16 protein-coding genes are annotated in these 21,382 nt (G+C 71.3%); 3 read left to right on the top strand and 13 right to left on the bottom strand.

What is annotated here, in order from left to right:
* Window position 1 precedes the first annotated feature (1 nt).
* The 13 genes from IE278_RS33170 to IE278_RS33110 form a co-directional block, all read right to left on the bottom strand.
* The gene (locus IE278_RS33170) at window positions 2–889 is read right to left on the bottom strand and encodes a TatD family hydrolase (protein WP_189777696.1); all 888 of its coding nucleotides are present in this window, start codon (window positions 887–889) and stop codon (window positions 2–4) included.
* On the bottom strand, window positions 889–1,626 hold the full coding sequence (locus IE278_RS33165) for an EboA domain-containing protein (RefSeq protein WP_189777694.1): 738 nt from the start codon (window positions 1,624–1,626) through the stop codon (window positions 889–891). The genes IE278_RS33170 and IE278_RS33165 overlap by 1 nt, the downstream gene beginning before the upstream one ends.
* Entirely contained in the window at window positions 1,623–2,642 is a 1,020-nt protein-coding gene (locus IE278_RS33160) for a sugar phosphate isomerase/epimerase family protein (RefSeq protein WP_189777692.1), read from the bottom strand. The genes IE278_RS33165 and IE278_RS33160 overlap by 4 nt, the downstream gene beginning before the upstream one ends.
* Complete coding sequence (locus IE278_RS33155; protein ID WP_189777690.1) at window positions 2,639–3,637, bottom strand: SCO3242 family prenyltransferase; 999 nt, start codon at window positions 3,635–3,637, stop codon at window positions 2,639–2,641. Before IE278_RS33155 ends, IE278_RS33160 begins: the two co-directional genes overlap by 4 nt.
* A gap of 110 nt (window positions 3,638–3,747) precedes the next feature.
* Window positions 3,748–4,935 carry an inositol-3-phosphate synthase gene (locus IE278_RS33150; protein ID WP_189777688.1) on the bottom strand — a complete coding sequence of 396 codons (1,188 nt, stop codon included), beginning with the start codon at window positions 4,933–4,935 and terminating at the stop codon, window positions 3,748–3,750.
* A gap of 123 nt (window positions 4,936–5,058) precedes the next feature.
* Window positions 5,059–6,435: a ThuA domain-containing protein gene (locus IE278_RS33145; RefSeq protein WP_189777686.1), complete on the bottom strand. Its 1,377-nt coding sequence runs from the start codon at window positions 6,433–6,435 to the stop codon at window positions 5,059–5,061.
* A 28-nt stretch (window positions 6,436–6,463) separates the two neighbouring features.
* Window positions 6,464–8,932 carry a PQQ-dependent sugar dehydrogenase gene (locus tag IE278_RS33140; protein WP_373312157.1) on the bottom strand — a complete coding sequence of 823 codons (2,469 nt, stop codon included), beginning with the start codon at window positions 8,930–8,932 and terminating at the stop codon, window positions 6,464–6,466.
* 195 nt (window positions 8,933–9,127) lie between these two features.
* Window positions 9,128–10,132 (bottom strand): sugar phosphate isomerase/epimerase family protein, encoded by a 1,005-nt coding sequence (locus tag IE278_RS33135; protein ID WP_189777682.1) that lies wholly within the window; start codon window positions 10,130–10,132, stop codon window positions 9,128–9,130.
* A gap of 14 nt (window positions 10,133–10,146) precedes the next feature.
* Complete coding sequence (locus IE278_RS33130; RefSeq protein ID WP_189777680.1) at window positions 10,147–11,406, bottom strand: Gfo/Idh/MocA family protein; 1,260 nt, start codon at window positions 11,404–11,406, stop codon at window positions 10,147–10,149.
* A gap of 161 nt (window positions 11,407–11,567) precedes the next feature.
* Window positions 11,568–12,605 (bottom strand): substrate-binding domain-containing protein, encoded by a 1,038-nt coding sequence (locus tag IE278_RS33125; RefSeq protein ID WP_189777678.1) that lies wholly within the window; start codon window positions 12,603–12,605, stop codon window positions 11,568–11,570.
* Window positions 12,606–12,754: 149 nt separating this feature from the next.
* A complete protein-coding gene (locus IE278_RS33120; RefSeq protein ID WP_189777676.1) occupies window positions 12,755–13,774 on the bottom strand; it encodes an ABC transporter permease in 1,020 nt (339 codons plus the stop codon).
* Window positions 13,771–15,288 carry a sugar ABC transporter ATP-binding protein gene (locus IE278_RS33115; RefSeq protein WP_189777674.1) on the bottom strand — a complete coding sequence of 506 codons (1,518 nt, stop codon included), beginning with the start codon at window positions 15,286–15,288 and terminating at the stop codon, window positions 13,771–13,773. The genes IE278_RS33120 and IE278_RS33115 overlap by 4 nt, the downstream gene beginning before the upstream one ends.
* A gap of 130 nt (window positions 15,289–15,418) precedes the next feature.
* Window positions 15,419–16,600: an ROK family transcriptional regulator gene (locus IE278_RS33110; RefSeq protein ID WP_107016858.1), complete on the bottom strand. Its 1,182-nt coding sequence runs from the start codon at window positions 16,598–16,600 to the stop codon at window positions 15,419–15,421.
* Between the two features lie 391 nt (window positions 16,601–16,991).
* Between IE278_RS33110 and IE278_RS33105 the strand changes: the two genes are divergently transcribed.
* The 3 genes from IE278_RS33105 to IE278_RS33095 all read left to right on the top strand — a co-directional run bounded on the left by IE278_RS33105 (window position 16,992) and on the right by IE278_RS33095 (window position 21,324).
* The gene (locus IE278_RS33105) at window positions 16,992–18,560 is read left to right on the top strand and encodes a flavin-containing monooxygenase (protein ID WP_189777672.1); all 1,569 of its coding nucleotides are present in this window, start codon (window positions 16,992–16,994) and stop codon (window positions 18,558–18,560) included.
* Window positions 18,561–18,686: 126 nt separating this feature from the next.
* Window positions 18,687–19,655 carry an AurF N-oxygenase family protein gene (locus IE278_RS33100; RefSeq protein WP_189777670.1) on the top strand — a complete coding sequence of 323 codons (969 nt, stop codon included), beginning with the start codon at window positions 18,687–18,689 and terminating at the stop codon, window positions 19,653–19,655.
* A 49-nt stretch (window positions 19,656–19,704) separates the two neighbouring features.
* Window positions 19,705–21,324, top strand: a complete 1,620-nt coding sequence (locus tag IE278_RS33095) for an FAD-dependent oxidoreductase (RefSeq protein WP_189777668.1) — start codon at window positions 19,705–19,707, stop codon at window positions 21,322–21,324.
* The last annotated feature ends 58 nt before the right edge of the window (window positions 21,325–21,382 follow it).

Genomic DNA, 21,382 nt, shown 5'->3' with positions numbered 1-21,382 from the left:
CTCACGCCTCCGTGGTCGCGGTCGCGGTCACCGGGGAGGTTTTCGGGACTCCCCGGAGGATGGAGTTGCCCTCGTGGGTGGCGTCCGTGTCCGCGATGTCGAGGTCGAGGCGCCCGCTGAGGCCGTAGAAGGCGACGGGGTTGCGCCACAGCACCTGGTCGACGTCGTCCTCGGTGAACCCGGCCTTCAGCAGGGCGTCGGCGACCTTGCGGGTCTTCAGCGGATCGCTCTTGCCCCAGTCGGCCGCGGAGTTGACCAACACCTTCTCCGGTCCGTACTCCTGAAGGACCGCGACCATCCGTTCCTCGTCCATCTTGGTGTCCGGATAGACGGAGAAGCCGAGCCAGCAACCGCCGTCCTTGGCCTCCTTGACCGTCGTCTCGTTGAGGTGGTCGATCAGGACGTGGTCCGGGGGCAGTGCGGACTCCCGGACCACGTCGAGAGTGCGGCGCAGGCCCGCCAGCTTGTCGCGGTGGGGCGTGTGGACCATCGCGGGCAGCGCGTAGTCGGCGGCGAGCTGGAGCTGTGCGGCCAGCGCGGTGTCCTCGGCGGGCGTCATCGAGTCGTAGCCGATCTCGCCGACGGCCACCACGTGGTCCTTGACGAGATACCGGGGCAGTTCGTCGAGGACGGGCACGCAGCGCGGGTCGTTCGCCTCCTTGGGGTTCAGGGCAATGGTGCAGTGGTGGGCGATGCCGTACTGGGCCGCGCGGAAGGGCTCCCAGCCGAGGAGGGCGTCGAAGTAGTCGAAGAAGGAGGCGGGTGAGGTGCGGGGCTGCCCCAGCCAGAAGGCGGGTTCGACGACGGCCCGGACGCCGGCGGCGTACATGGCCTCGTAGTCGTCGGTGGTCCGTGACGTCATGTGGATGTGGGGGTCGAAGATGCGCATCAGGACTCCTTGCCTTCGGTGCCGCGCACGCCGTCGGGGGTGGTCGGGGCCCCCGGCGCGTCGGTTCCGGTGGGGGTGGCCGGGTGCCCGGTGAGGGCGAGGACGCGGTGCAGGTCGTGGGGGACGGGGCGGTCGGCGGCGGTGCGTTCGGCGGCGTAGTCGCCGAGCATGCGGGCGAGTTCGGCGTCGCCGCGGGCCCGGCGGGGAAGGTCGGCCACGGCGTCCACGGGCACCCCGGTGAACAGGCACTTCAGGACGGCGTGCCGCCAGTTGTGGGCGTCCAGGTGCCGGGCTGCGTACGGGCCGACGGCCACGGCCACCAGCCGGGTGTCGTTGGTGCGCAGGGCGTCCTCGACGATCGGCAGGGCCTCGGGTCCGGTCACCAGGTGGGGCAGGGCCTCCAGGACGGCGCGGCGTTCGTCGGCGGTGCCCTGGCGGTAGACGCGGGCGAGGGTCGGGGCGTCGGCCCGGGCCGCGTGGAGGAGCAGTACGCGGGCCGCCTCCGCGTACTCGGGTCCGCACCGGCGGCCCGCCTCGGCGATCCGCAGCTCCCACACGGAGATGGGGCCGTGGCTGCCCGGGTGGGCGGCCGCCTCGTCGAGGGCCTGGTCGAGCCAGGCCCGGGCGGCGCCGCCGAGGAGGGAGTTCAGACGGGCGTGCAGGGTGGTGAGGGCGGGCGGGGTCTCCGCCGGGAGGGTGGTGTCGGCGGTGCCTGGAGCGTCGTGAAGGTCGTTCACGGGGTTCTCCCTTCAAAGGCACCTTCGAAGGCGGTCTCGGCGGCGCCTTCGAAGGCGGTGGGGCCCTCACCGGGGACGGTCGGCAGGGTGACGCCCCGAGGGGCGGAGGACGAGGCCGCGTGCTGGAGGAACGGGAGGGACTGCTGGGCGAAATGGGGGCCGGCGTGGGAGTGGCGGGGCAGTTCGACGGAGACCAGGCCCTGGTAGCCCACGGCGGCGAGGGCTTCGAGTACGGGCGGGAAGTCGATCTCGCCGTCGCCGAAAGGGAGGTGTTCGTGGACGCCGCGGCGCATGTCCTCGATCTGGACGTGCTTCAGCCAGGGCGCGGCGGCGCGTACGCAGTCGGCGGGTGACCGCGGTTCGAGGCACTGGCAGTGGCCGATGTCGAGGGTGAGTCCGAGGGCGTCCGGGCTGCCGAGTGTGGTGCGCAGACGGTGGAAGTCGTCGAGTGTGGCGAGGAGGTGACCGGGTTCGGGTTCGACGGCCAGGGGGATCGCGGCGTCGGTGGCGGCGTCGAGGACGGGGGTGAGTGCTTCGGCGAGGCGTTTCCAGGCGGTGTCCTCGGCGACCGTTCCGGACTCCTCCTCCGGGAGGACGCCGCTGAAGCAGTGCACGGCGTGGGCGCCCAGGTCGCGTGCGATCCCGACGGCACGGACGAGGAGGTCGACGCGCCGGGCTCGTTGCGCCGGGTCCGGGTCGAGCAGGGACGGGCCGTGCTTGCGCCTCGGGTCGAGCACATAGCGGGCGCCGGTCTCAAGGGTGACACCCAGGCCGAGTTCGTCGAGCCTGCGGGCGATGCCGCGCGTGCGGGCGGCGAGGTCGGGGGCGAACGGGTCGAGGTGCATGTGGTCGAGGGTCAGACCCACGCCGTCGTAGCCGAGGTCGGCGAGCAGGGAGAGGGCGTCGTCCAGGCGCAGGTCGGTCAGACCGTTGGTGCCGTAGGAGAAGCGGAGGGGGTGGGGGGTCGGCAGGGCGTCGGGGTGAGGGCGCGACTGAGGGCTCGGCTGAGGGTTCATGTCACGCTCACCTTTCGGCTGAACCTGCGGGCGGCCGGGGCGAGGGCTGCTGTCAGCAGGGCCGTGACGGGGGCTCCGGAGCGGGCGGCGAGGGCCGCCTGGAGCGGGATCATGGCCCGGATTCCGCCGCCGACGGCTCTCTGCGTCAGTGGGGGTGACGGGTTGAGGGCGGCGTGGAGGAGAGGGCGGGCCGAGGTCACGGCATAGAGGGTGGTGAGTGCCCCGCTCAGGGTGGCGATGTCCAGGGTGAGTCCCCTGGGCCGGGGAGGGGGGTCCCTGAAGGTGGGAGCGGTGGCGGTCGATGCGTTCTGCGGTGGCGGGCCACTCGCGCGGGGGGCGCCCGCGCGGTCGGCGGGGTCGTGTGTCAGGGACCAGGTCAGGGCTGTCGTGGTGGCCAGGGCGGTCAGCGGGGCCCACGGGGAGCCGCCCTGGGTCTCGTGGCGGGAGACCGTGGTGACGGCCAGGGTGTGCGTGGCCAGCGTCAGGGCGGACGGCACCGCCTTGCGGGTGTCGCCGCCCGAGGTCACCCCGCCGAGGAGGAGGTCCAGGCCCCGGGCCGCGGCCATCGCCACGGGACCGGCGGGCGTGCGCTTGAGGACCAGGTCGTACGACCAGACCGTGGCCGCCAGGGCGCCGGCGACCGCGAGCGGGCGGCGGCCCGCGCGGGACGCGAGGGCCAGGCCCGCCAGCGTCAGGCCCCCGGCCGCCGCGAGGGCGGCGGCCGGCTTGACGCGGCCGGAGGGCAGGGGGCGGTGCGGGCGGTCGACGGTGTCCTCGGCGCGGTCGGCCCAGTCGTTGAGGGCCATACCGGCCTCGTACAGGCAGAGGGAGGAACCGATGGCCAGCAGGGTCCGGGGGTTCGGACGGGCCCCGGCGGCCGCGGCGCCCGCGAGGGCGTCGCCGGGGACCGTGAACAGGGCGGGCAGGCGCAGGAGCTCCACCCACGCGCGCAGTCCCGCACCCGCCGCGCGCGGCGCCGGCCGCGGCTTTTGCACCTGTTCCCTGCCTTTCGGCTCTTTCGGCCAGGTGCGAACGGGTGTCGTACCGCGCCCGCCCCGCCCGGGGGCACGGCTCCTACCGGGGCGTAGCAAGCCGAGCAGCGCGTTCACCGGTGCTCACCCGCGACGCCTTCCGGGACCGCGGGGCCCGTTCCCGGCCCCGGCGGGGGCGCGAGTTGCCGCAGCCGTTCGGCGAAGCCGATCAGGTGGGCGTACTGCTCGCCCAGGGCCGCGGGCCCCTCCCCCACCGGGTCCTTGAAGTAGAAGCCGAGTTCGGCGAGCGGGCCCGAGAGGCCGAGTTCGTGGGCGCGGGCGACCATGCGGGCCAGGTCCAGGATCAGCGGGGCGGCGAGGGAGGAGTCGCAGCCCTGCCAGGTCGTCTGGAGGACCATCCGGGTGCCGAGGAAGCCGTCGAAGGCGATGTGGTCCCAGGCGGTCTTCCAGTCGCCGAGGGACGGTACGTCGTCGATGTGGGTCTCACCCTCGGGGACCGTGCCGAGGGTGTCGGCGAGGACGCGTTCCTTGCCCGCGTTCTTGGCCGCGGCGGCTGCCGGGTCGGCGAGGGCCGCGCCGTCACCGCCGCCCAGCAGGTTCGTACCGGACCAGGCGCGGACCGCAAGGGCGCGCTGCGCGAACATCGGGCCGAGGACCGACCGCAGGAGGGTCTGGCCCGTCTTGCCGTCCCGGCCGGCGTACGGCAGTCCGGAGGAGGCCGCCGCCGGTGCGAGCCGGGGGTGGTGCAGACCCGCGGACGGGGTGAAGTTGACGTACGGGCAGCCGGCCCGCAGCGCGGCAGCCGCGTACAGGGAGCTGGCGGGGAGGGCGTCGCCCTCGGGGACGGGTTCCGTGGAGGCCACGTTCACCACGACGGTCCGGGCGAGGCCGCCCCGGCGGGTGAAGTCGCGGATGTCCTGGGCGAGGGCCTCGATCAGTTCGTCCTCGGTCCGGGTGTCGCCCGGCAGGGGCCCGCCGATGCTGATCTCCCGGTCGGCGGCGGCCAGTTCGGCGGCGACGGCGGACGGCAGGTCGTGGGGCAGGACACCTCCCGCGGCCAGCGACTCGGCCCGTTTCGGCAGTGGGCAGTCGACGACGTCGTGGCCGCCGAAGACGAGCGAGGGCAAGGAGGGCAGGCCCGCCCGGTGGAAGGCGCCGGTCTCGGTCACCATGCCGGTCGGTGGATGGAGCCCGGCCGTGACGGCCGCGCAGCCCGCGACGGCGGTCGTGGCGACGGAGCCTCGTGCTCCGATCAGCCACACTCCGACCCGAGAAGGGGAAACAGACGGTTCGGCGGACATGGGCAGCCTCCCTCTCAAACGCGAACTCAGCGCGAACGCAACGCGGAAAAGCCGGTGCCGGAGGGTGGAGGTGGAGAAGACAAGACGGCGGGCGGGGGTCCGGCGTCCCTCGCCCGCCGTCGCTCAATCGCCCTGTACGGCGGTTCGCACCGGCCGTACCGGCAGTTGCTTGATCCGGACGTCGCGGAAGGACACCCGGTCCTCGGCACCGTGGTTCTGGATGCCGACATGACCGTCCCGCAGGCTCCGCGCCGGATCGGTGTTGGTGTAGTCGTTGATCTTCACGCCGTTGAGCCAGACGCGGAGTCGTTCGCCCTCCACGCGGATCTCGTACGTGTTCCACTCCCCCGGCGGGTTCAGCGCACGGTCGCGCTTCTTGATGTCGGCGGACTGGAAGCTGTACACGGCCCCGGTGGTGCGGTCGGGGGCGTCGGTCGCGTCGATCTGGATCTCGTACCCGTTGTCGACGGCCGACCACGGGTCGTCGGAGGCCGGGAAGCCCACGAACACACCGGAGTTGTCGTCTCCGGAGGCGCTCGCCATCCGCCAGTCGAGCTTCAGCGAGTACGAGCCGAACTCCGAGGCGCCGTACCAGAGCATGCCCAGGCCGCCGGACGACGTGAGCGTTCCGTCGTCCGAGAGCGAGAACGAACCCGGCCCCGCCTGCTGCCAGTCCGCCAGTGACTCGGCACTCCCGTCGAAGAGGGGCGTGTAGCCCTTCTCCGGACGGCAGTCGGCCTGGGCGTCACCGGCGGCCCAGCGGATGCCGCCCAGCAGGTGCTGCCGGAAGGCGGGATCGGCGTACGACTCCTTGGTGTGGCCGCTGCCCGTGTAGAAGGAGCGGCCGCCCCGGTACTCCTGGCACCAGGCGATCGGGTGGTCGCCGCTCATCGTGCCGCCGGTGTACGACGACTCGTCGAGCGAGGCCAGCACATGGGCCCGGTCGCGCGGGTTGGAGCGGTAGTTGTACCACTCGTCCGTGCGGTTCCAGGACTCCCCGAGGTGCGAGGTGGCCGGGTGGCCCCGGTCCTCGACCTCGACGCGGGCGGGCTGGATCGCCGGGTGCGACTGGAAGTAGGCGCCGGCCAGGCCACCGTAGAACTCCCAGTCGTACTCGGTGTCGGCGGCGGCGTGGATGCCCACGTAACCGCCGCCCTGCCCGATGTACTTCTCGAACGCCTTCTGCTGCCCGGCGGTGAGGACGTCACCGGTCGTGGAGAGGAACACCACGGCGTCGTACCGGGCGAGGTTCCGCGCGGAGAAGGCGCGCGAGTCCTCGGTGGCGTCCACCGTGAAGGCGTGTTCGGCCCCGAGGGCCCGCACGGCGGCGATCCCCTCGGGGATGGAGTCGTGCCGGAACCCGGCGGTCTCCGAGAACACGAGGACCCGTTCACCGGCCGCGTGCCCCTTCGACCCGTTCGACGCGGCCGGTCCCGACACACACCCGATGAGCAGGGCGGCGCCGACGACCGCGGTCACGGTACGGCCAGTTGCTCGCATGAAAGACCTCCTTCAGCGGATCGACGGGTCAGCGGGTGGTGAAGGTGAAGTCGTCCACGTCGTACAGGACCCCGGTGCCGCGTCCCTTGAAGACGAGGTAGAGCGTGGTCGTGCCGCGCGGCGCCTTGGACAGGGAGGCGGTGACGTCCTGGAAGGTCTCCCAGCCACCGGTCACCGGGACGGTCGCGCTGCCCAGCAGGCGTCCGGTGGGCGATCCGGCGCGGACTTCGAGCTTGCCGCCCGTGCCCGCGGAGGAGACGCGTGCCGTGAGCTTCGTGGCGTTGCTCAGGACGTACGGCTCGAAGGAGATCCAGTCCCTGTTGTTGATGTCACCGACGGTCTTTCCGCCGTGGGCGCCGGCCCGCTCCGTGATCGTCACGCCCTGGGACTTGCCGAAGTGCTCGGCCTGCCGGTGCTTGGGCTGGACGACGGACTGGTCGTGCGTGGTGAGGGCCTGCTGGCCGCCGCCTCCGCCGTCGGTGTACTCGGCGTCGAAGACACCGAAGATGTTCGCGTCCTCGTCGTGGCCGCCGTCGGCGCTGGTCTGGATGGTGCCGGAGCAGCCGTTCGCCGAGGTCACCGGGTGGCCGTGGCTGTCGTGGCCGAGGACGAAGGTGACCTTCACCTTGGCGCAGTCGATGGTGCCGTCCTCCGGGTCGGTCACCCTCACCTTGAAGGGCACCGCGTCACCGAAGGCGAACAGCTGGCCGTCCTCGGGGAGTTGGAGCGTCACCTTGGGGGCGGTGTTGCCGACGACGATCTGCACGCTGGAGCTGCCGGTGCGGCCGTCGGGGTCCTTCGCCGTCAGGGTCGCGGTGTACGTGCCGTTCGCCTTGTACGTGTGCGTCGGGTTGGCGGACGTCGACGTGCCGCCGTCGCCGAAGTCCCAGCTGTACGTGAGGGTGTCGCCGTCGGCGTCCGTGGAGCCGGCCGAGGAGAACTTGACCTTCAGCGGCGCCTGACCGGACTGCTTGTCGGCCGCGGCCTGGGCGACGGGCGAGTGGCCGTCGGTGGCGTTCTCGATGCGGTAGAGGGCGGAGTTCTCGTCGCCGCCGAACCAGGACACGCCGTAGTCGAGGACGTACAGCGCGCCGTCCGGGCCGAAGGCCATGTCCATGACCTGGGTACCGGTCCACGGCACGTCGTTGATGGACTGCACGGTGCCGTCGCCGTCCGAGGAGATCCGCTTGATCCAGCGGCGGCCGAACTCACCTGCGAAGAAGTCGCCGTCGTACGCCTCGGGGAACTTGACCGGCGAGTCGAGGGAGGGGTCGAAGTGGTAGACCGGTCCGCCCATCGGGGACTCGGAGCCGGTGCCGAACTCGGGCACCGATCCGCCGTCGTAGGGGATCCAGGCTGCCTGCGCCGGGGGCAGGTCGGTGAGACCGGTGTTGTTCGGCGAGGTGTTCTTGGGCGCGGCGCAGTCGAAGGCGGCGCCCGAGGTCTTCGTGGCGAAGTCGTAGTCCACGTAGGCGTCGTTGTCGCCGGTGCAGTACGGCCAGCCGAAGTTGCCGGGCTCGGTCACGCGGGCGAACTCGACCTGTCCGGCGGGGCCGCGCGCGGGGTCGGCCGCACCGGCGTCCGGGCCGTAGTCGCCGACGTAGAGGATGCCGGTCTTCTTGTCGACGCTGAAGCGGAACGGGTTGCGGAAGCCCATCGCGTAGATCTCGGGCCGCGTCTTGTCCGTGCCGGGCGCGAAGAGGTTGCCGTCCGGGATCGAGTACGAGCCGTCGGCGTTCACCTTGACGCGCAGGATCTTGCCGCGCAGGTCGTTGGTGTTGCCGGAGGTGCGCTGGGCGTCGAAGACGGGGTTGCGGTTCGCCCGCTCGTCGATGGGGGTGTAGCCGTCCGACTGGAACGGGTTGGAGTCGTCGCCGGTCGACAGGTACAGGTTGCCGTCCGCGTCGAAGTCGATGTCGCCGCCGACGTGGCAGCAGATGCCGCGGGTCGCGGGGACGTCGAGGATCTTCTTCTCGCTGGCGTTGTCGAGGGTGCCGTCCGCGTTCAGGACGAACCGCGAGAGGCGGTTGACGCCGTCGAAGGGCGCGAAGTCGGCCGCGGTGCCCGTCTCGGGGGCGTCGCCCGCCGGGGTGTCCAGCGGCGGGGCGTAGTAGAGGTAGATGAAGCGGTTGTCGGCGAAGCCGGGGTCGATGCCGACGCCCTGGAGGCCTTCCTCGTCGTGCGAGTAGACGTCGAGCTTGCCGGCCAGGCGGGTGTTGCCCGCGCTGTCGGTGATCCGCAGCTCGCCGTCGCGGGAGGTGTGCAGCACCGAGCGGTCCGGGAGGACGGCCAGCGACATGGGCTCGCCGGTCTCGGGCTCGCCCTTGGCGAGGGTGACCTGCTGGAAGTCCTCCGCGGCGGACGCGGACGTGGCCGGCGCGGCGGGAGCGGCACCGGGGTCCGCGGTGGCCGCGCCCGCCGGGGGCGTGGCGAGGGTGAGTGAGGCACCGGCGAGGAGCGCGCCGGTGAGCAGGGCGACCGCCTTGCGGAACCGTATCTTCGGGCGGCCTCTGTGACGGTCGCTTCCGTGGCTGTCGGTTTCGTGGCTGTCTGCTCTGTGACTGTCGGTTCTGTCGGTGCTGGTGGGGTCGTTCGCGTGCACGGGTGCCTCCAGAATGGGGCTGGTGGTACATGCGGGTGCGATACGCCGGGGTGCGCCGTCACCCCGGAGAGAACTCTGCGCGGGGGGTGGCTAGTCGTTGCCGCCGAACGCCGCGTCGAAGGACGCGGTGGGCGGTTCGAAGTCGAAGGCCTTGAGGCGGGTGAGTGCCTCGGGTGCGCCCTGGAGGCGGTCCATGCCCGCGTCCTCCCACTCGACCGAGATGGGACCCTGGTAGTCGATGGAGCGCAGCATCCGGAACACGTCCTCCCAGGGCACGTCGCCGTGGCCCGCGGACACGAAGTCCCAGCCGCGGCGCGGGTCGCCCCACGGAAGGTGGGAGCCGAGGCGGCCGTTGCGGCCGTCGAGGCGCTTGCGCGCCTCCTTGCAGTCGACGTGGTAGATCCGGTCGCGGAAGTCGTAGAGGAAGCCGACCGGGTCGAGGTCCTGCCAGACGAAATGGGACGGGTCGAAGTTCAGCCCGAAGGCCGGCCGGTGGTCGACCGCCTTGAGCGCCGCCTGGGTCGTCCAGTAGTCGTACGCGATCTCGCTGGGGTGGACCTCGTGGGCGAACCGCACGCCCTCGTGGTCGAAGACGTCGAGGATGGGGTTCCAGCGGGTGGCGAAGTCCTCGTAGCCGCGCTCGATCATCGACTCGGGCGCCGGCGGGAACATCGCGACCAGGTGCCAGATCGCGGAGCCGGTGAAGCCGATGACGGTGTCGACACCGAAGGCCGCGGCGGCCCGCGCGGTGTCGGCGATCTCGGCCGCCGCCCGCTGCCGTACGCCCTCGGCCTCGCCGTCGCCCCAGATGCGGGCGGGCAGGATCGCCTGGTGGCGTTCGTCGATGATGGCGTCGCAGACGGCCTGGCCGACCAGGTGGTTGGAGATGGCCCAGCACTTGAGGCCGTACTTGTCGAGCAGTTCGCGCCGGGAGTCCAGGTATCCGGGGTCCGCGAGGGCCTTGTCGACCTCGAAGTGGTCGCCCCAGCAGGCGAGTTCGAGGCCGTCGTAGCCGAAGTCGCGGGCGAGGCGGCAGACCTCTTCGAGCGGCAGGTCGGCCCACTGGCCGGTGAAGAGCGTGAAGGTGCGCGGCATGGGACTGGCCCTCCTCAGCTGGCTATGGGGGTGAAGACGGAGTTCTTCTCGGCGCTCTCCTCGACCGCCGCCAGGACGCGCTGCACCTGCAGCCCGTCGGCGAAGGAGGGCAGTGGCCGCCCGCCGTCCGCGATCGCGTGGACCAGGTCGCGGACCTGGTGCACGAAGGTGTGCTCGTAGCCCAGGCCGTGGCCCGGCGGCCACCAGGCCTCCAGGTACGGGTGGTCGGGTTCGGTGACGAGGATGCGGCGGAAGCCCGCGTGCGCGGCCGGTTCCGTGCCGTCGTGGTACGAGAGTTCGTTCAGGCGCTCCAGGTCGAAGGCCAACGAGCCCTTCTCGCCGTTGAGTTCGATGCGCAGGGAGTTCTTGCGGCCGGTCGCGAACCGGGTGGCCTCGAAGGAGGCGAGGGCTCCGGAGGCGAACCGTCCGGTGAACAGGGCGGCGTCGTCGACCGTGACGGGCCCGCGTGCCTCGACGGGAGGTTCGCCGCCGCCGGCCGCCGAGAGGCCGCTGGACGCCCCGGAGAGCAGCGGCCGCTCCCGTACGAAGGTCTCGGTGATCGCGGACACCCCGATGACCGGCTCGCCCGCCAGGTACTGCGCGAGGTCGACGATGTGGGCGCCCAGGTCGCCGAGCGCGCCCGAGCCCGCCGTCTCCTTGCGCAGCCGCCAGGTCAGCGGGAACTCCCGGTCCACCAGCCAGTCCTGAAGGTACGTCACCCGCACGTGCCGCAGTGCGCCGATGCGGCCCTCGGCGACCATCTTCCTGGCCAGCGCCGTCGCGGGCACGCGGCGGTAGTTGAAGCCGACCATCGCCACCTGGCCGCGCGCCGCGGCGGCCTCGGCGGCCGCGGTCATCGCCTCGGCCTCCTCGACCGTGTTGGCGAGGGGCTTCTCGCACAGCACGTGCTTGCCCGCGGCGAGCGCGGCGATGGCGATCTCGGCATGGCTGTCACCGGGGGTGCAGACATCGACGAGGTCGACGTCGTCGCGGGCGATCAGGGCCCGCCAGTCGGTTTCGGCGGAGGCCCAGCCGAGCCGGTCGGCCGCCGCTCCCACGGCCTGCGCGTCACGGCCGCAGACGGCGGCGAGGACGGGGCGGAGCGGGAGGTCGAAGACGCGGTCCGCGGTGCGCCAGCCCTGGGAGTGGGCGGCGCCCATGAACGCGTATCCGACCATGCCCACGCCCAGCGGGGGTCTGCCGGCCTGTGCACCGGACTGTGCCCCTGCCTGTGCCCCGGCTTGTGCCTCGTCGGGCTGCTGCGGCTGTGCCATGCGGAGGTCCTCCTCTTCGTCGTGGCTCGGGGGGTGGCGCCCCGCCGGGGTGCGGTGGATCGGAGACCGCGGGTCCGGTGTGGCCGGCCGCGCACTTCCCCGCACCCCTGACGGGCGCTCCTGGCGGGCGCCTACGACGGGCACCCGTGGCGGAGCACGGCCTACTTGAAGCCGGTGGGCAGGTACGTCTTGACGTTCTCCTTGTCCACGACCGCCGAGTAGAGCGTCAGGGACGAGGGGATCTCGAACTCCGCGAGGCCGCTGACGCCCTTGCCCTGACCGAGCGCGCGGGCGAGGTCGATCGCCGACGCGGCCATGGTGGGCGGGTACAGGACGGTGGCCTTGAGGACGCTGTTGTCCGACTCGATGGCCTGCATGGCGGACAGCGCGCCCGCCCCGCCGACCATGATGAAGTCGTCCCGGCCGGCCTGTTCGATGGCGCGCAGGGCGCCGACGCCCTGGTCGTCGTCGTGGTTCCACAAGGCGTCGAAGCTCGACTGGGCCTGCAGCAGCTGGGACATCTTGGCCTGTCCCGACTCGACGGTGAACTCGGCGGCCTGGCGGGCCACCTTCTTGATGTTCGGGTAGTTCTTGAGGGCCGCGTCGAAGCCGGCCGTGCGCTGCTTGGTGAGTTCCAGGTTGTCGAGTCCGGCCAGCTCGATGACCTTGGCGTTCTTCTTGTCCTTGAGCTGCTCGCCGATGTAGTGACCGGCGTTGAGGCCCATGCCGAAGTTGTCGCCGCCGATGTAGCAGCGGTACGCCTGCGGGGAGTTGAAGATGCGGTCGAGGTTGACCACCGGGATACCGGCCCGCATGGCCTTGAGGCCGACCTGGGTGAGGGCCTTGCCGTCGGCGGGCAGGATGACCAGGACGTCGACCTTCTTGTTGATCAGCGTCTCTATCTGGCCGATCTGGGCCGCGGTGTCGTTGGAGCCCTCGGTGATCTCCAGCGTCACGTCCTCGTACTTCTTGGCGCGGCTCTTGGCGTTGTCGTTGATCGCGTTGAGCCAGCCGTGGTCGGCCTGCGGGCCGGCGAAGCCGATGGTGACCTGCTTGCCCTTCTTGTCGTCGGCGGCGGGCTGGTCGTTGGAGGCCGGCTCGTCGTCGGACTCGTTGCTGGTGCAACCGGCGAGGAGGACACCGGCCGAGACGGCGGCGGTGCCGAAGAGCAGTCCTCTGCGGCTCGTGAGCTCTGGCATGGCGGTGGTCCCTTTCCTCAAGGCGAGTCCCTCGGGTCGTGCAGGGCGGTGCTGTGCGGGGTGCTTCACGTACTGCTGCGTGTGCTGCTTGGTGTACTGCTGCGTGTACTGCTTCACATGCGGCTCTGCGGGGTGTTCCGCATACGGCTCTACGTGGTGTTCGCCGTGCGGCGCTGGACGAGCACGGCGGCGACGATGATCGCGCCCTTGGCGATCTGCTGGACGTCGCTCTGCAGGTTGTTGAGAGCGAAGATGTTGGTGATCGTGGTGAAGATCAGCACCCCGAGCACCGAGCCGACGATGGTGCCGCGCCCCCCGCTGAGCAGGGTGCCGCCGATGATGGCCGCGGCGATCGCGTCCAGCTCGTACAGGTTGCCGTTGGTGTTCTGGCCCGACCCGGACAGGATGATCAGCATGAAGGCCGCGATGCCGCAGCACAGTCCGGAGAGCAGGTAGAGGTACAGGCGCTGGCGGCGTACGTCGATACCGGCGAGCCGGGTGGCCTCCGCGTTGCCGCCGACGGCGACCGTGCGCCGGCCGAAGGTGGTGCGGTTGAGCACGAGCCAGCCGATGATCGTCACGACCGCGAACATCAGGACCAGGGGCGGGACACCGAGGATGTAGGAGTCCCGCTCGCCGAGGTCGAGGATGCCGTCGATGGTGACGACCTGCGTGTTGCCGTCGGTGATCTGCAGGGCGAGGCCGCGGGCCGAGGCGAGCATGGCGAGGGTCGCGATGAACGGGACCATGGCGCCGTACGCGATCAGCACCCCGTTCACCAGACCGCAGCCGACCCCGACGAGCACCGCCGTGAAGAGGACCCCCACGAAGCCGTAGTCCTGGGTGGCGACGGTGGTGGCCCACACGGAGGCGAGGGCCACGATCGCGCCGACGGACAGATCGATGCCGCCGGAGATGATGACGAAGGTCATCCCGACGGTGACGACACCGATCACCGAGGCCTGGGTGAGGACGAGTTGGAGGTTGCGGGTGTCGAGGAACTCGTCGGGCTTGGTGATGCCTCCGATGAGGATCAGGACGGCGAGCACACCGAGCAGTGACAGGGTGCGGACGTCGGCGCGGGCCACGACCGCCCGCCACGGAGCGGGTTCCGCCTTCGATGACAGCTTCGGGGTGTCGTCCCGGGGCGGGGACACGGGCTGCGTCATGACGCCGGGCTTCCTTCCATGACGAGGTCGAGTACGCGGTGTTCGTCGAGCTCCTGGGCGGGCGCCCGGTGGACGACCCGGCCCTCTCGGAGCACCAGGACGCGGTCGGCGAGGCCCAGGACCTCGGGTACTTCACTGGAGACCATGAGCACGGCCAGGCCTTCGTCGGCGAGGCGGCGGATGACGGCGTACAGCTCGGCGCGGGCGCCGACGTCGACGCCGCGGGTGGGTTCGTCGAGCAGCAGGACCCGGCAGCCGCGCAGCAGCCAGCGGGCGAGGACCGCCTTCTGCTGGTTGCCGCCGGAGAGCGTGCGGATGAGGGCGGAGGGGTTGTCGGGGCGCAGCGACAGTTCGCGGGTCGCCTTGCGCGCCGCGTCCCGTTCGGCGGTCCGGTCCAGCCAACCCCCGTAGGAGAAGCGGGACATGGAGGACACCGAAACGTTTCTGGTGACGGACTCCAGCAGGAGCAGGGCCTGCGCCTTGCGCTCCTCGGGAGCGAGACCGAGGCCGGCGGCGACGGCGGCCCGGACACTGCCCGCCTTCAACTGCTTCCCGCCGACAAGCACTTGTCCGGTACTGGGTTTACGGGCGCCGTAGATGGTCTCCAGGATCTCGGAGCGGCCGGAGCCGACGAGTCCCGCGAGTCCGACGATCTCGCCGGGGCGCAGAGTGAGGTCGAGGGATTCGAACTCGCCGTCTCGCGACAGCCCTTGGACCTCCAGGACCGGTTCCGGCAGGTCCTGGTGCGTGGGTCGCGGCGGGAAGACGTACTCGACGTTCCGGCCGGTCATCAGCGCGACGACCTCGCTGGTCGGCGTCGACTTCGCGGGCAGTCCGCCGGCCACCGCCCGGCCGTCCTTGAGGACGGTGACCCGGTCGCCGATGCGGCGGATCTCCTCAAGTCGGTGGGAGATGTAGACGACGGCGACGCCGTCCGCGGTGAGGTCCCCGACGATGCGGAAGAGGTTGTCGACCTCGTCCGGGTCCAGGGCCGCGGACGGTTCGTCCATGACGATGAGGCGCACGTCGTGGGAGAGAGCCCGGGCCATGGAGACGATCTGCTGATGGGCGGCGGACAGCTCACCGACGAGTCGCGCCGGATCGATCTCCGGATGGCCGAGTCGCTTGAGCAGCGCGGCCGTTGACGCTCGGGCGTCCTTGCCGCGCACGACGAAACCGGCCGAGGTCGGTTCATGGCCGAGGTAGACGTTCTCGGCCACCGACAGTCCCTCCACCAGGTCGAGTTCCTGGTAGATGGTGGCGATGCCCAGGCGCATGGCGGCGATGGGCGAGCGCAGGGTGACCTGCTCCCCGCGCCAGCCGATCGTGCCGTCGTCCGGCTGGTGGGCGCCGGCCAGGACCTTGATGAGCGTGGACTTCCCGGCGCCGTTCTGGCCGAGCAGGCAGTGCACTTCACCGGTCAGGACGTCGAGGTCGACGCCGTCGAGGGCCCGGACACCGGGGAACGACTTGGTGATGCCGGACATCGTGAGAAGGGGTGGTTCTGGTGCCATGACGGTTCCCCTCGGCATGTGGGCCGGTTTCAGGGCAGGGCGGAGTGAGGCAGGGCGAGGCCGGGTGGTGGCGGCTCGGGAAGGGTCGGCTCAGGGAGAAGTGGCGTGTGTGCGGCTGCGGAAGCGGGTGTTACGCGGGTGAGAACAGGTGGTCGCTGATGAGGCGGGCCGCGCCGATGACTCCGGCGGTGGGGCCCAACTCCCCCAGGACGATGGGTAGGTTGCCGGTCGCGAGAGGCAGTGACTGGCGGTAGACCTGGGTGCGGATCGCGGCGAGCAGGGTGTGGCCGAGGCCGGTCACTCCACCGCCGATGACCACCAGGCCCGGGTTGAAGAAGCTGACGAGTCCGGCGATGACCTGGCCGGTGCGGGTACCGCCCTCGCGGATCAGATCGAGTGCGGTGGCGTCCCCCGCGGCAGCGGCGGCGGCGACGTCGATGGCGCTCAGGGCGCCCGCCGCCTCCAGTCGTGCCGCGAGTTCCTGGGACAGCCCCTGGTGGGCGGCGTCCGTGGCGTCGCGGGCCAGGGCCGCGCCGCTGAAGTGGGCTTCCAGGCAGCCCCGGTTGCCGCACGCGCACGGGCGGCCGTCCGGCACGGCCTGGATGTGGCCGATGTCGCCCGCGCTGCCCGTCGTACCGCGGTAGACCTCACCGCCTACGACGATCCCGCAGCCGATACCGGTACCGATCTTGACGCAGAGGAAGTCGCCCACGGAGCGGGCCACGCCCGCGTGCTGCTCCCCCATCGCCATCAGGTTCACGTCGTTGTCGACCATGACGGGGCAGCCGAGGTCCTGGCTCAGCGCCTCGCGGACGGGGAATCCGTCCCAGCCCGGCATGATCGGCGGGGCGACCGGGACACCCTCGGGGAAGCGAACAGGACCGGGTACCCCGATGCCTGCGCCGTCGAACCCCTCGGCGAGTCCCGATGCCTTCAACTTCGCTGCCATGGACAGGACCTGCTCGAAGACCGCGACCGGGCCCTCGCGTACGTCCATGGGCTGGTTGATGTGTCCCAGCACCTCCAGCTCCGCGTTGGTGACGGCCACGTCTATCGAGGTGGCCCCGATGTCGACGCCCAGGAAGCGCAGTGCCGGGGCGAGCCGGATGTTGTGGGACCTGCGGCCGCCGCGGGAGGCGGCGAGTCCGTCGGCCACCACGAGGCCGGTCTCCAGGAGCCGTTCGACCTCCACGGCCAGTTTCGACCGGGAGAGATCGACCTGGTCTCCCAGCTGCGCCCGTGAGTTGGGGCCGCCGTCACGCAGCAGTCTGAGCAGGCGCGCCTGGTGGGCGTTCCCGGGTCGCGCTGTCATACGTCTCACGAGCCCCTCCCCGCCTCATCGGCACCGCCGTTGTTGTCTTTCGAGGGGAACGTAGCAGTGGCTGCCGGAGGTGGGAAGAAGTTGCGCAGGAATTACCTACGACTTTTTCCACTCAGTGGACAAAGAGGGGGCGCTGCGCGGCGTGAGCCCCATGAGCGAGGTGTCTTTTCGGGTGCGGGTGCGTCATGGCCGGGTGCGCAGTTACCCGCGCCGCCGGCGGGGCACGGTCGGCGCAGCCCATGCCCTCAAAGGGGACCCTGATGTGACTTACGACACGTTACCGGGGGTATCTGAAACATGGTGTCGCAGGTAAATTGCGGGTAGCGCGCTGAAGTCGAACCCGTTCTGAGCAACCGTCAGTCGTCAGTGAGGAACCTTCGCGATGGAGCAGCAGCACGTCGACGTCCTGGTCATCGGCGCCGGAATCTCCGGCGTCAGTGCCGCCTGCCACGTCCTGCGTGCCATCCCCGGCGCCTCGCTCGTCGTACTCGAACGCCGGGCCCGCGTCGGCGGCACCTGGGACCTCTTCCGGTACCCCGGCGTCCGCTCCGACTCCGACATGCACACCTTCGGATTCGGGTTCCGCCCCTGGCACGACGCGCGCATCCTCGCCGACGGCGCGCAGATCCGGCGGTACGTAGAGGACACCGCGGCCGAGGACGGCGTACTGGAGCGCATCCGCTTCGGCCGCCGGGCGATCAGCGCGGACTTCTCGCACGCCACCGGCCGGTGGACCGTCGAGGTCGAGGACGAGAGCAGCGGCGCACGCGAGTCGTACAGCGCCGGCCACGTCATCGGATCGACCGGGTACTACGACTACGACACCCCTTACCGCCCGCGGTTTCCCGGTGAGGCGGACTTCCGGGGCACGCTGGTCCATCCGCAGCAGTGGCCCGAGGACCTCGACCACACCGGGCGGCGCGTGGTCGTCATCGGCTCGGGTGCCACCGCCATCACCCTGCTGCCCGCGATGGCCGACAAGGCCGCGCACGTCACCATGCTGCAGCGCTCCCCCACCTACATCCTCGGGCTGCCCGAGATCGACCCGCTCACCCGCGTCCTGCAGCTGCTGCGCGCCCCGGCCCGGCTGACGCACAGGATCGCCCGTACCCGCAACATCGCCTTGCAGCGCGGGAGTTACCTCTTCTGCCGCAAGTACCCGCGCCTCGCCCGCCGGATACTCCTCGGCCTCGTACGGGCCCGGGCCGGCAAGGACGTGGACATGCGCCACTTCAGCCCGCACTACAAGCCCTGGGACCAGCGGCTGTGCATCGTGCCCGGCGGCGACCTGTTCAAGGTGCTCAAGGGCAAGAAGGCGTCGATCGCCACCGATCACATCGACACCTTCACCGCCGACGGCATCCGCCTCAAGTCGGGCGAGGAGCTGAAGGCCGACATCGTCGTCACCGCCACGGGCCTGAACGTCCGCCTCCTGGGCGGTATGGCGCTGACCGTCGACGGCCGCCCGGTGGACATCAGGAACCGCGTCCTCTACAAGGCGGTCCTGCTGGAGGGCGTGCCCAACCTGTCCCTCGTCATCGGCTACACCAACGCCTCCTGGACCCTGAAGGCGGATCTGGCGGCCGACTACACCGCCCGGCTCATCGCGTACATGCGGCGCCACGGACATGACGTCGCCACCCCACTGGCGTCCGACAGCGACCGCTCGGCGGCCTCCGTCATGGGCGAGGCGCTGACCTCCGGCTACATCACCCGGGCCGACCAGGTCATGCCACGCCAGGGCACCCGCGCCCCGTGGCGGCTGTGGAACAACTACTACCGCGACCGCGCCATGCTCCAGGACGCCCCCATCGAAGACGGCCCCCTGCGCTTCGAGAAGGCGGGCACGCCGGCCTCGGCACGCACGTCCGCCACGAGCCCGCCCGCCAAGGACACCAGGGACACCACGGCCGACGCGGCCGACCCCCAGGAAACGCCCCGCGTCGCCTGACCGTCCGGCCCGTACGACCAGCCCGAACAGCCCGGAAAAGCAACCCCGCGACCGCACCACCGCACCACCGCACCGGCCCGCGCACCCGCCTCCCCCCGGCGGCCGAGCAGACAACCGAGGACGAAGATGACCGCGAACCTGACCAGGAAGCTCTACGACGAGCGCCTGCGGACTCTGTCCGAGGGCTCCGTGAACGTCAACTTCAACGCCTTCACCGACATCAAGTGGGACGACCCCGAGTTCGCCGTGGACCTCGACGACCCGCGCTGGGTGCTCACCAGCGCGGACGCCCTGGGTGCCCACCCCTGGTACCAGGAGCAGCCCCTCGAAGCCCGGATCCGGATCGGCATCTGGCGCTGGGCGGTCATCGCCAAGGTCGGGATGCAGTTCGAGAACCTCCTCATGCGCGGAGCCCTCGACTACATCTACCAACTGGGCAACCAGAACGAGGAGTTCAGGTATCTCACGCACGAGATCACCGAGGAGACCCACCACACCCAGATGTTCCAGGAGCTGGTGAACCGCACCGGTGTGGACACCGCGGGCGGCAAGCGCTGGTTCCGGCAGCTCAGCCGGGTCCTGCCGCTGGCCGGGTCCCTCTACCCGGAGGCGTTCTTCACCGGCATCCTGGCCGGCGAGGAGCCCATCGACCATCTGCAGAAGGGCGCCCTGCGCAGCGGCGAGCCGGTGCATCCCCTCCCGCAGCGGATCATGCAGATCCACATCGCCGAGGAGGCCCGCCACATCTCCTTCGCGCATGAGTTCCTGCGGCTGCGCGTGCCGCGCTTCGGCAAGGTCCGCCGCGGCGCCCTGTCCGTCCTTTTCCCGCTGATCATGCGGTCCCTGTGCGACGTCATCATGATCCCCGACCGGAAGTCGGCCGCGCAGGTCGGCATCCCGGCCTGGGTGATCAAGGACGTGTTCTGGAAGTCCGAGGCCGGCCGGAGGATGCTGCACGACCTCTTCTCCGACGTGCGGATGCTCGCCCAGGACATCGGCCTGATGAACAAGGTGTCCCGCCCGCTGTGGCGGGCCCTGCGCATCGACGGCCGCCCGGCGCGCTTCCGCGGCGAGCCCGCCCTGCACACCGACTGAGCCGTCACCGGCTCCGCCTCGCCATTCCCCGAACGGAGACCAGCCCGCCGTGCCGTACGTCGTCACCCGATCCTGCTGCGCCGACGCCTCCTGCGTGCTGGCGTGCCCGGTCAACTGCATCCACCCCGCACCGGGCGAACCGGGCTTCGCGACGGCCGAGATGCTGTACGTCGATCCGCTCACCTGTGTGGACTGCGGCGCCTGCACGACCGCCTGCCCGGTCGACGCGCTCAAGCCCCATACGGCCCTCGGTGGCGCCGAGTTGCCGTTCCTGGAACTGAACGCCACCTACTACAAGGACAATCCGCACGCCGACCGCACGCCCATGTACGTCGTGCCCAGGCGACGCGCCCTCCCGGCGGGCGAGTTGTCCGTCGCCGTCGTCGGCGCCGGCCCCGCGGGTCTCTTCGCCGCCGACGAGTTGCTGCGCCACCCCGGCGTGCGGGTCACCGTGTACGACCGGCTCCCGACGCCGTACGGCCTCGCGCGCGTCGGCGTCGCACCGGACCACCAGGACACCAAGCAGGTCACCCAGCTCTTCCGGACGATCGAGTCGCAGCCCGGCTTCAGCTACCGCCTCGGCGTCGAGGTCGGCACGCACCTCACCCACGCGGATCTGCTGCGCGAGCACCACGCGGTGCTCTACGCCGTCGGCGCCGCGACCGACAAGCGCCTCGGCATCGAGGGCGAGGACCTGCGGGGCAGTGTCTCCGCGACGGACTTCGTCGCCTGGTACAACGGCCATCCCGACCACGCCCATGACGACCACGTCCTGGACACCGAGCGGGCCGTCGTCATCGGCAACGGCAACGTCGCCCTCGATGTGGCCCGCATCCTCACCGCCGACCCCGAGGCGCTGGCCCGTACCGACATCTCCGACCGCGCGCTCGCCGCGCTGCGCGACAGCAGGATCCGCGAAGTCGTCCTGCTGGGCCGGCGCGGGCCCGCCCAGGCGGCGTTCACCCTGCCCGAACTCCTCGCGCTCGCCGCCATCGAGGACGTGGACGTCCGCGTCGAGGGCTGGCCGGACGGCCTGGACCCGGCCGCCACCGAGAAGACCCGGCTCCTGGCGCGGCTGGCCGCCCGGACGCCGGTCGAGGGCCGCCGCCGTATCGTGCTGCGCTTTCTGACCAGTCCGGTGCGGCTCACCGGAGACACCTCCGTGCGAGGTCTGGAGATCACCGCCACCGCGCTGCACACCGACGAGGACGGCACCGTACGCGCCCGGCCCACCGGCGAGACCGGGACCCTGGACACCGGGCTCGTGCTGCGCTCGGTCGGCTACCGAGCCCGGCCCGTGCCCGGCCTGCCCTTCGACGAGGACAGCGCGACCGTCCCCCATGAGGGCGGCAGGGTCGCGCCCGGCGTGTATGTCGCGGGCTGGATCAAGCGCGGGCCCACCGGGTTCATCGGGACGAACAAGACCTGCGCCCACGAGACGGTCGAGTCCCTCCTGAACGACTTCGCCGCCGGTCGCCTCACGCGGCCCATACGCGACGGCGGCAGCGGCGTCGGCACGACGACGGACACGCTGGGCGTGGACGCCTGGCACGCGATCGACCGCGCGGAACGGGCGGCGGGCGCGGCCCAGGGCAGGCCGCGCGTCAAGTTCACGGACACCGAGTCGCTGTACCGGGCCGCGCAGGCCACCCCGGCGGCACGCGGCTGACCCCGGGGGCCCGGGGGCCCGGGGGCCCGGGGGCCCGGGGGCCCGGGGGCCCGGGGGC

This window comes from Streptomyces tauricus (assembly GCF_014650955.1).
Lineage (GTDB): Bacteria > Actinomycetota > Actinomycetes > Streptomycetales > Streptomycetaceae > Streptomyces > Streptomyces tauricus.
This window is presented reverse-complemented; position numbering and strand designations above follow the sequence as displayed.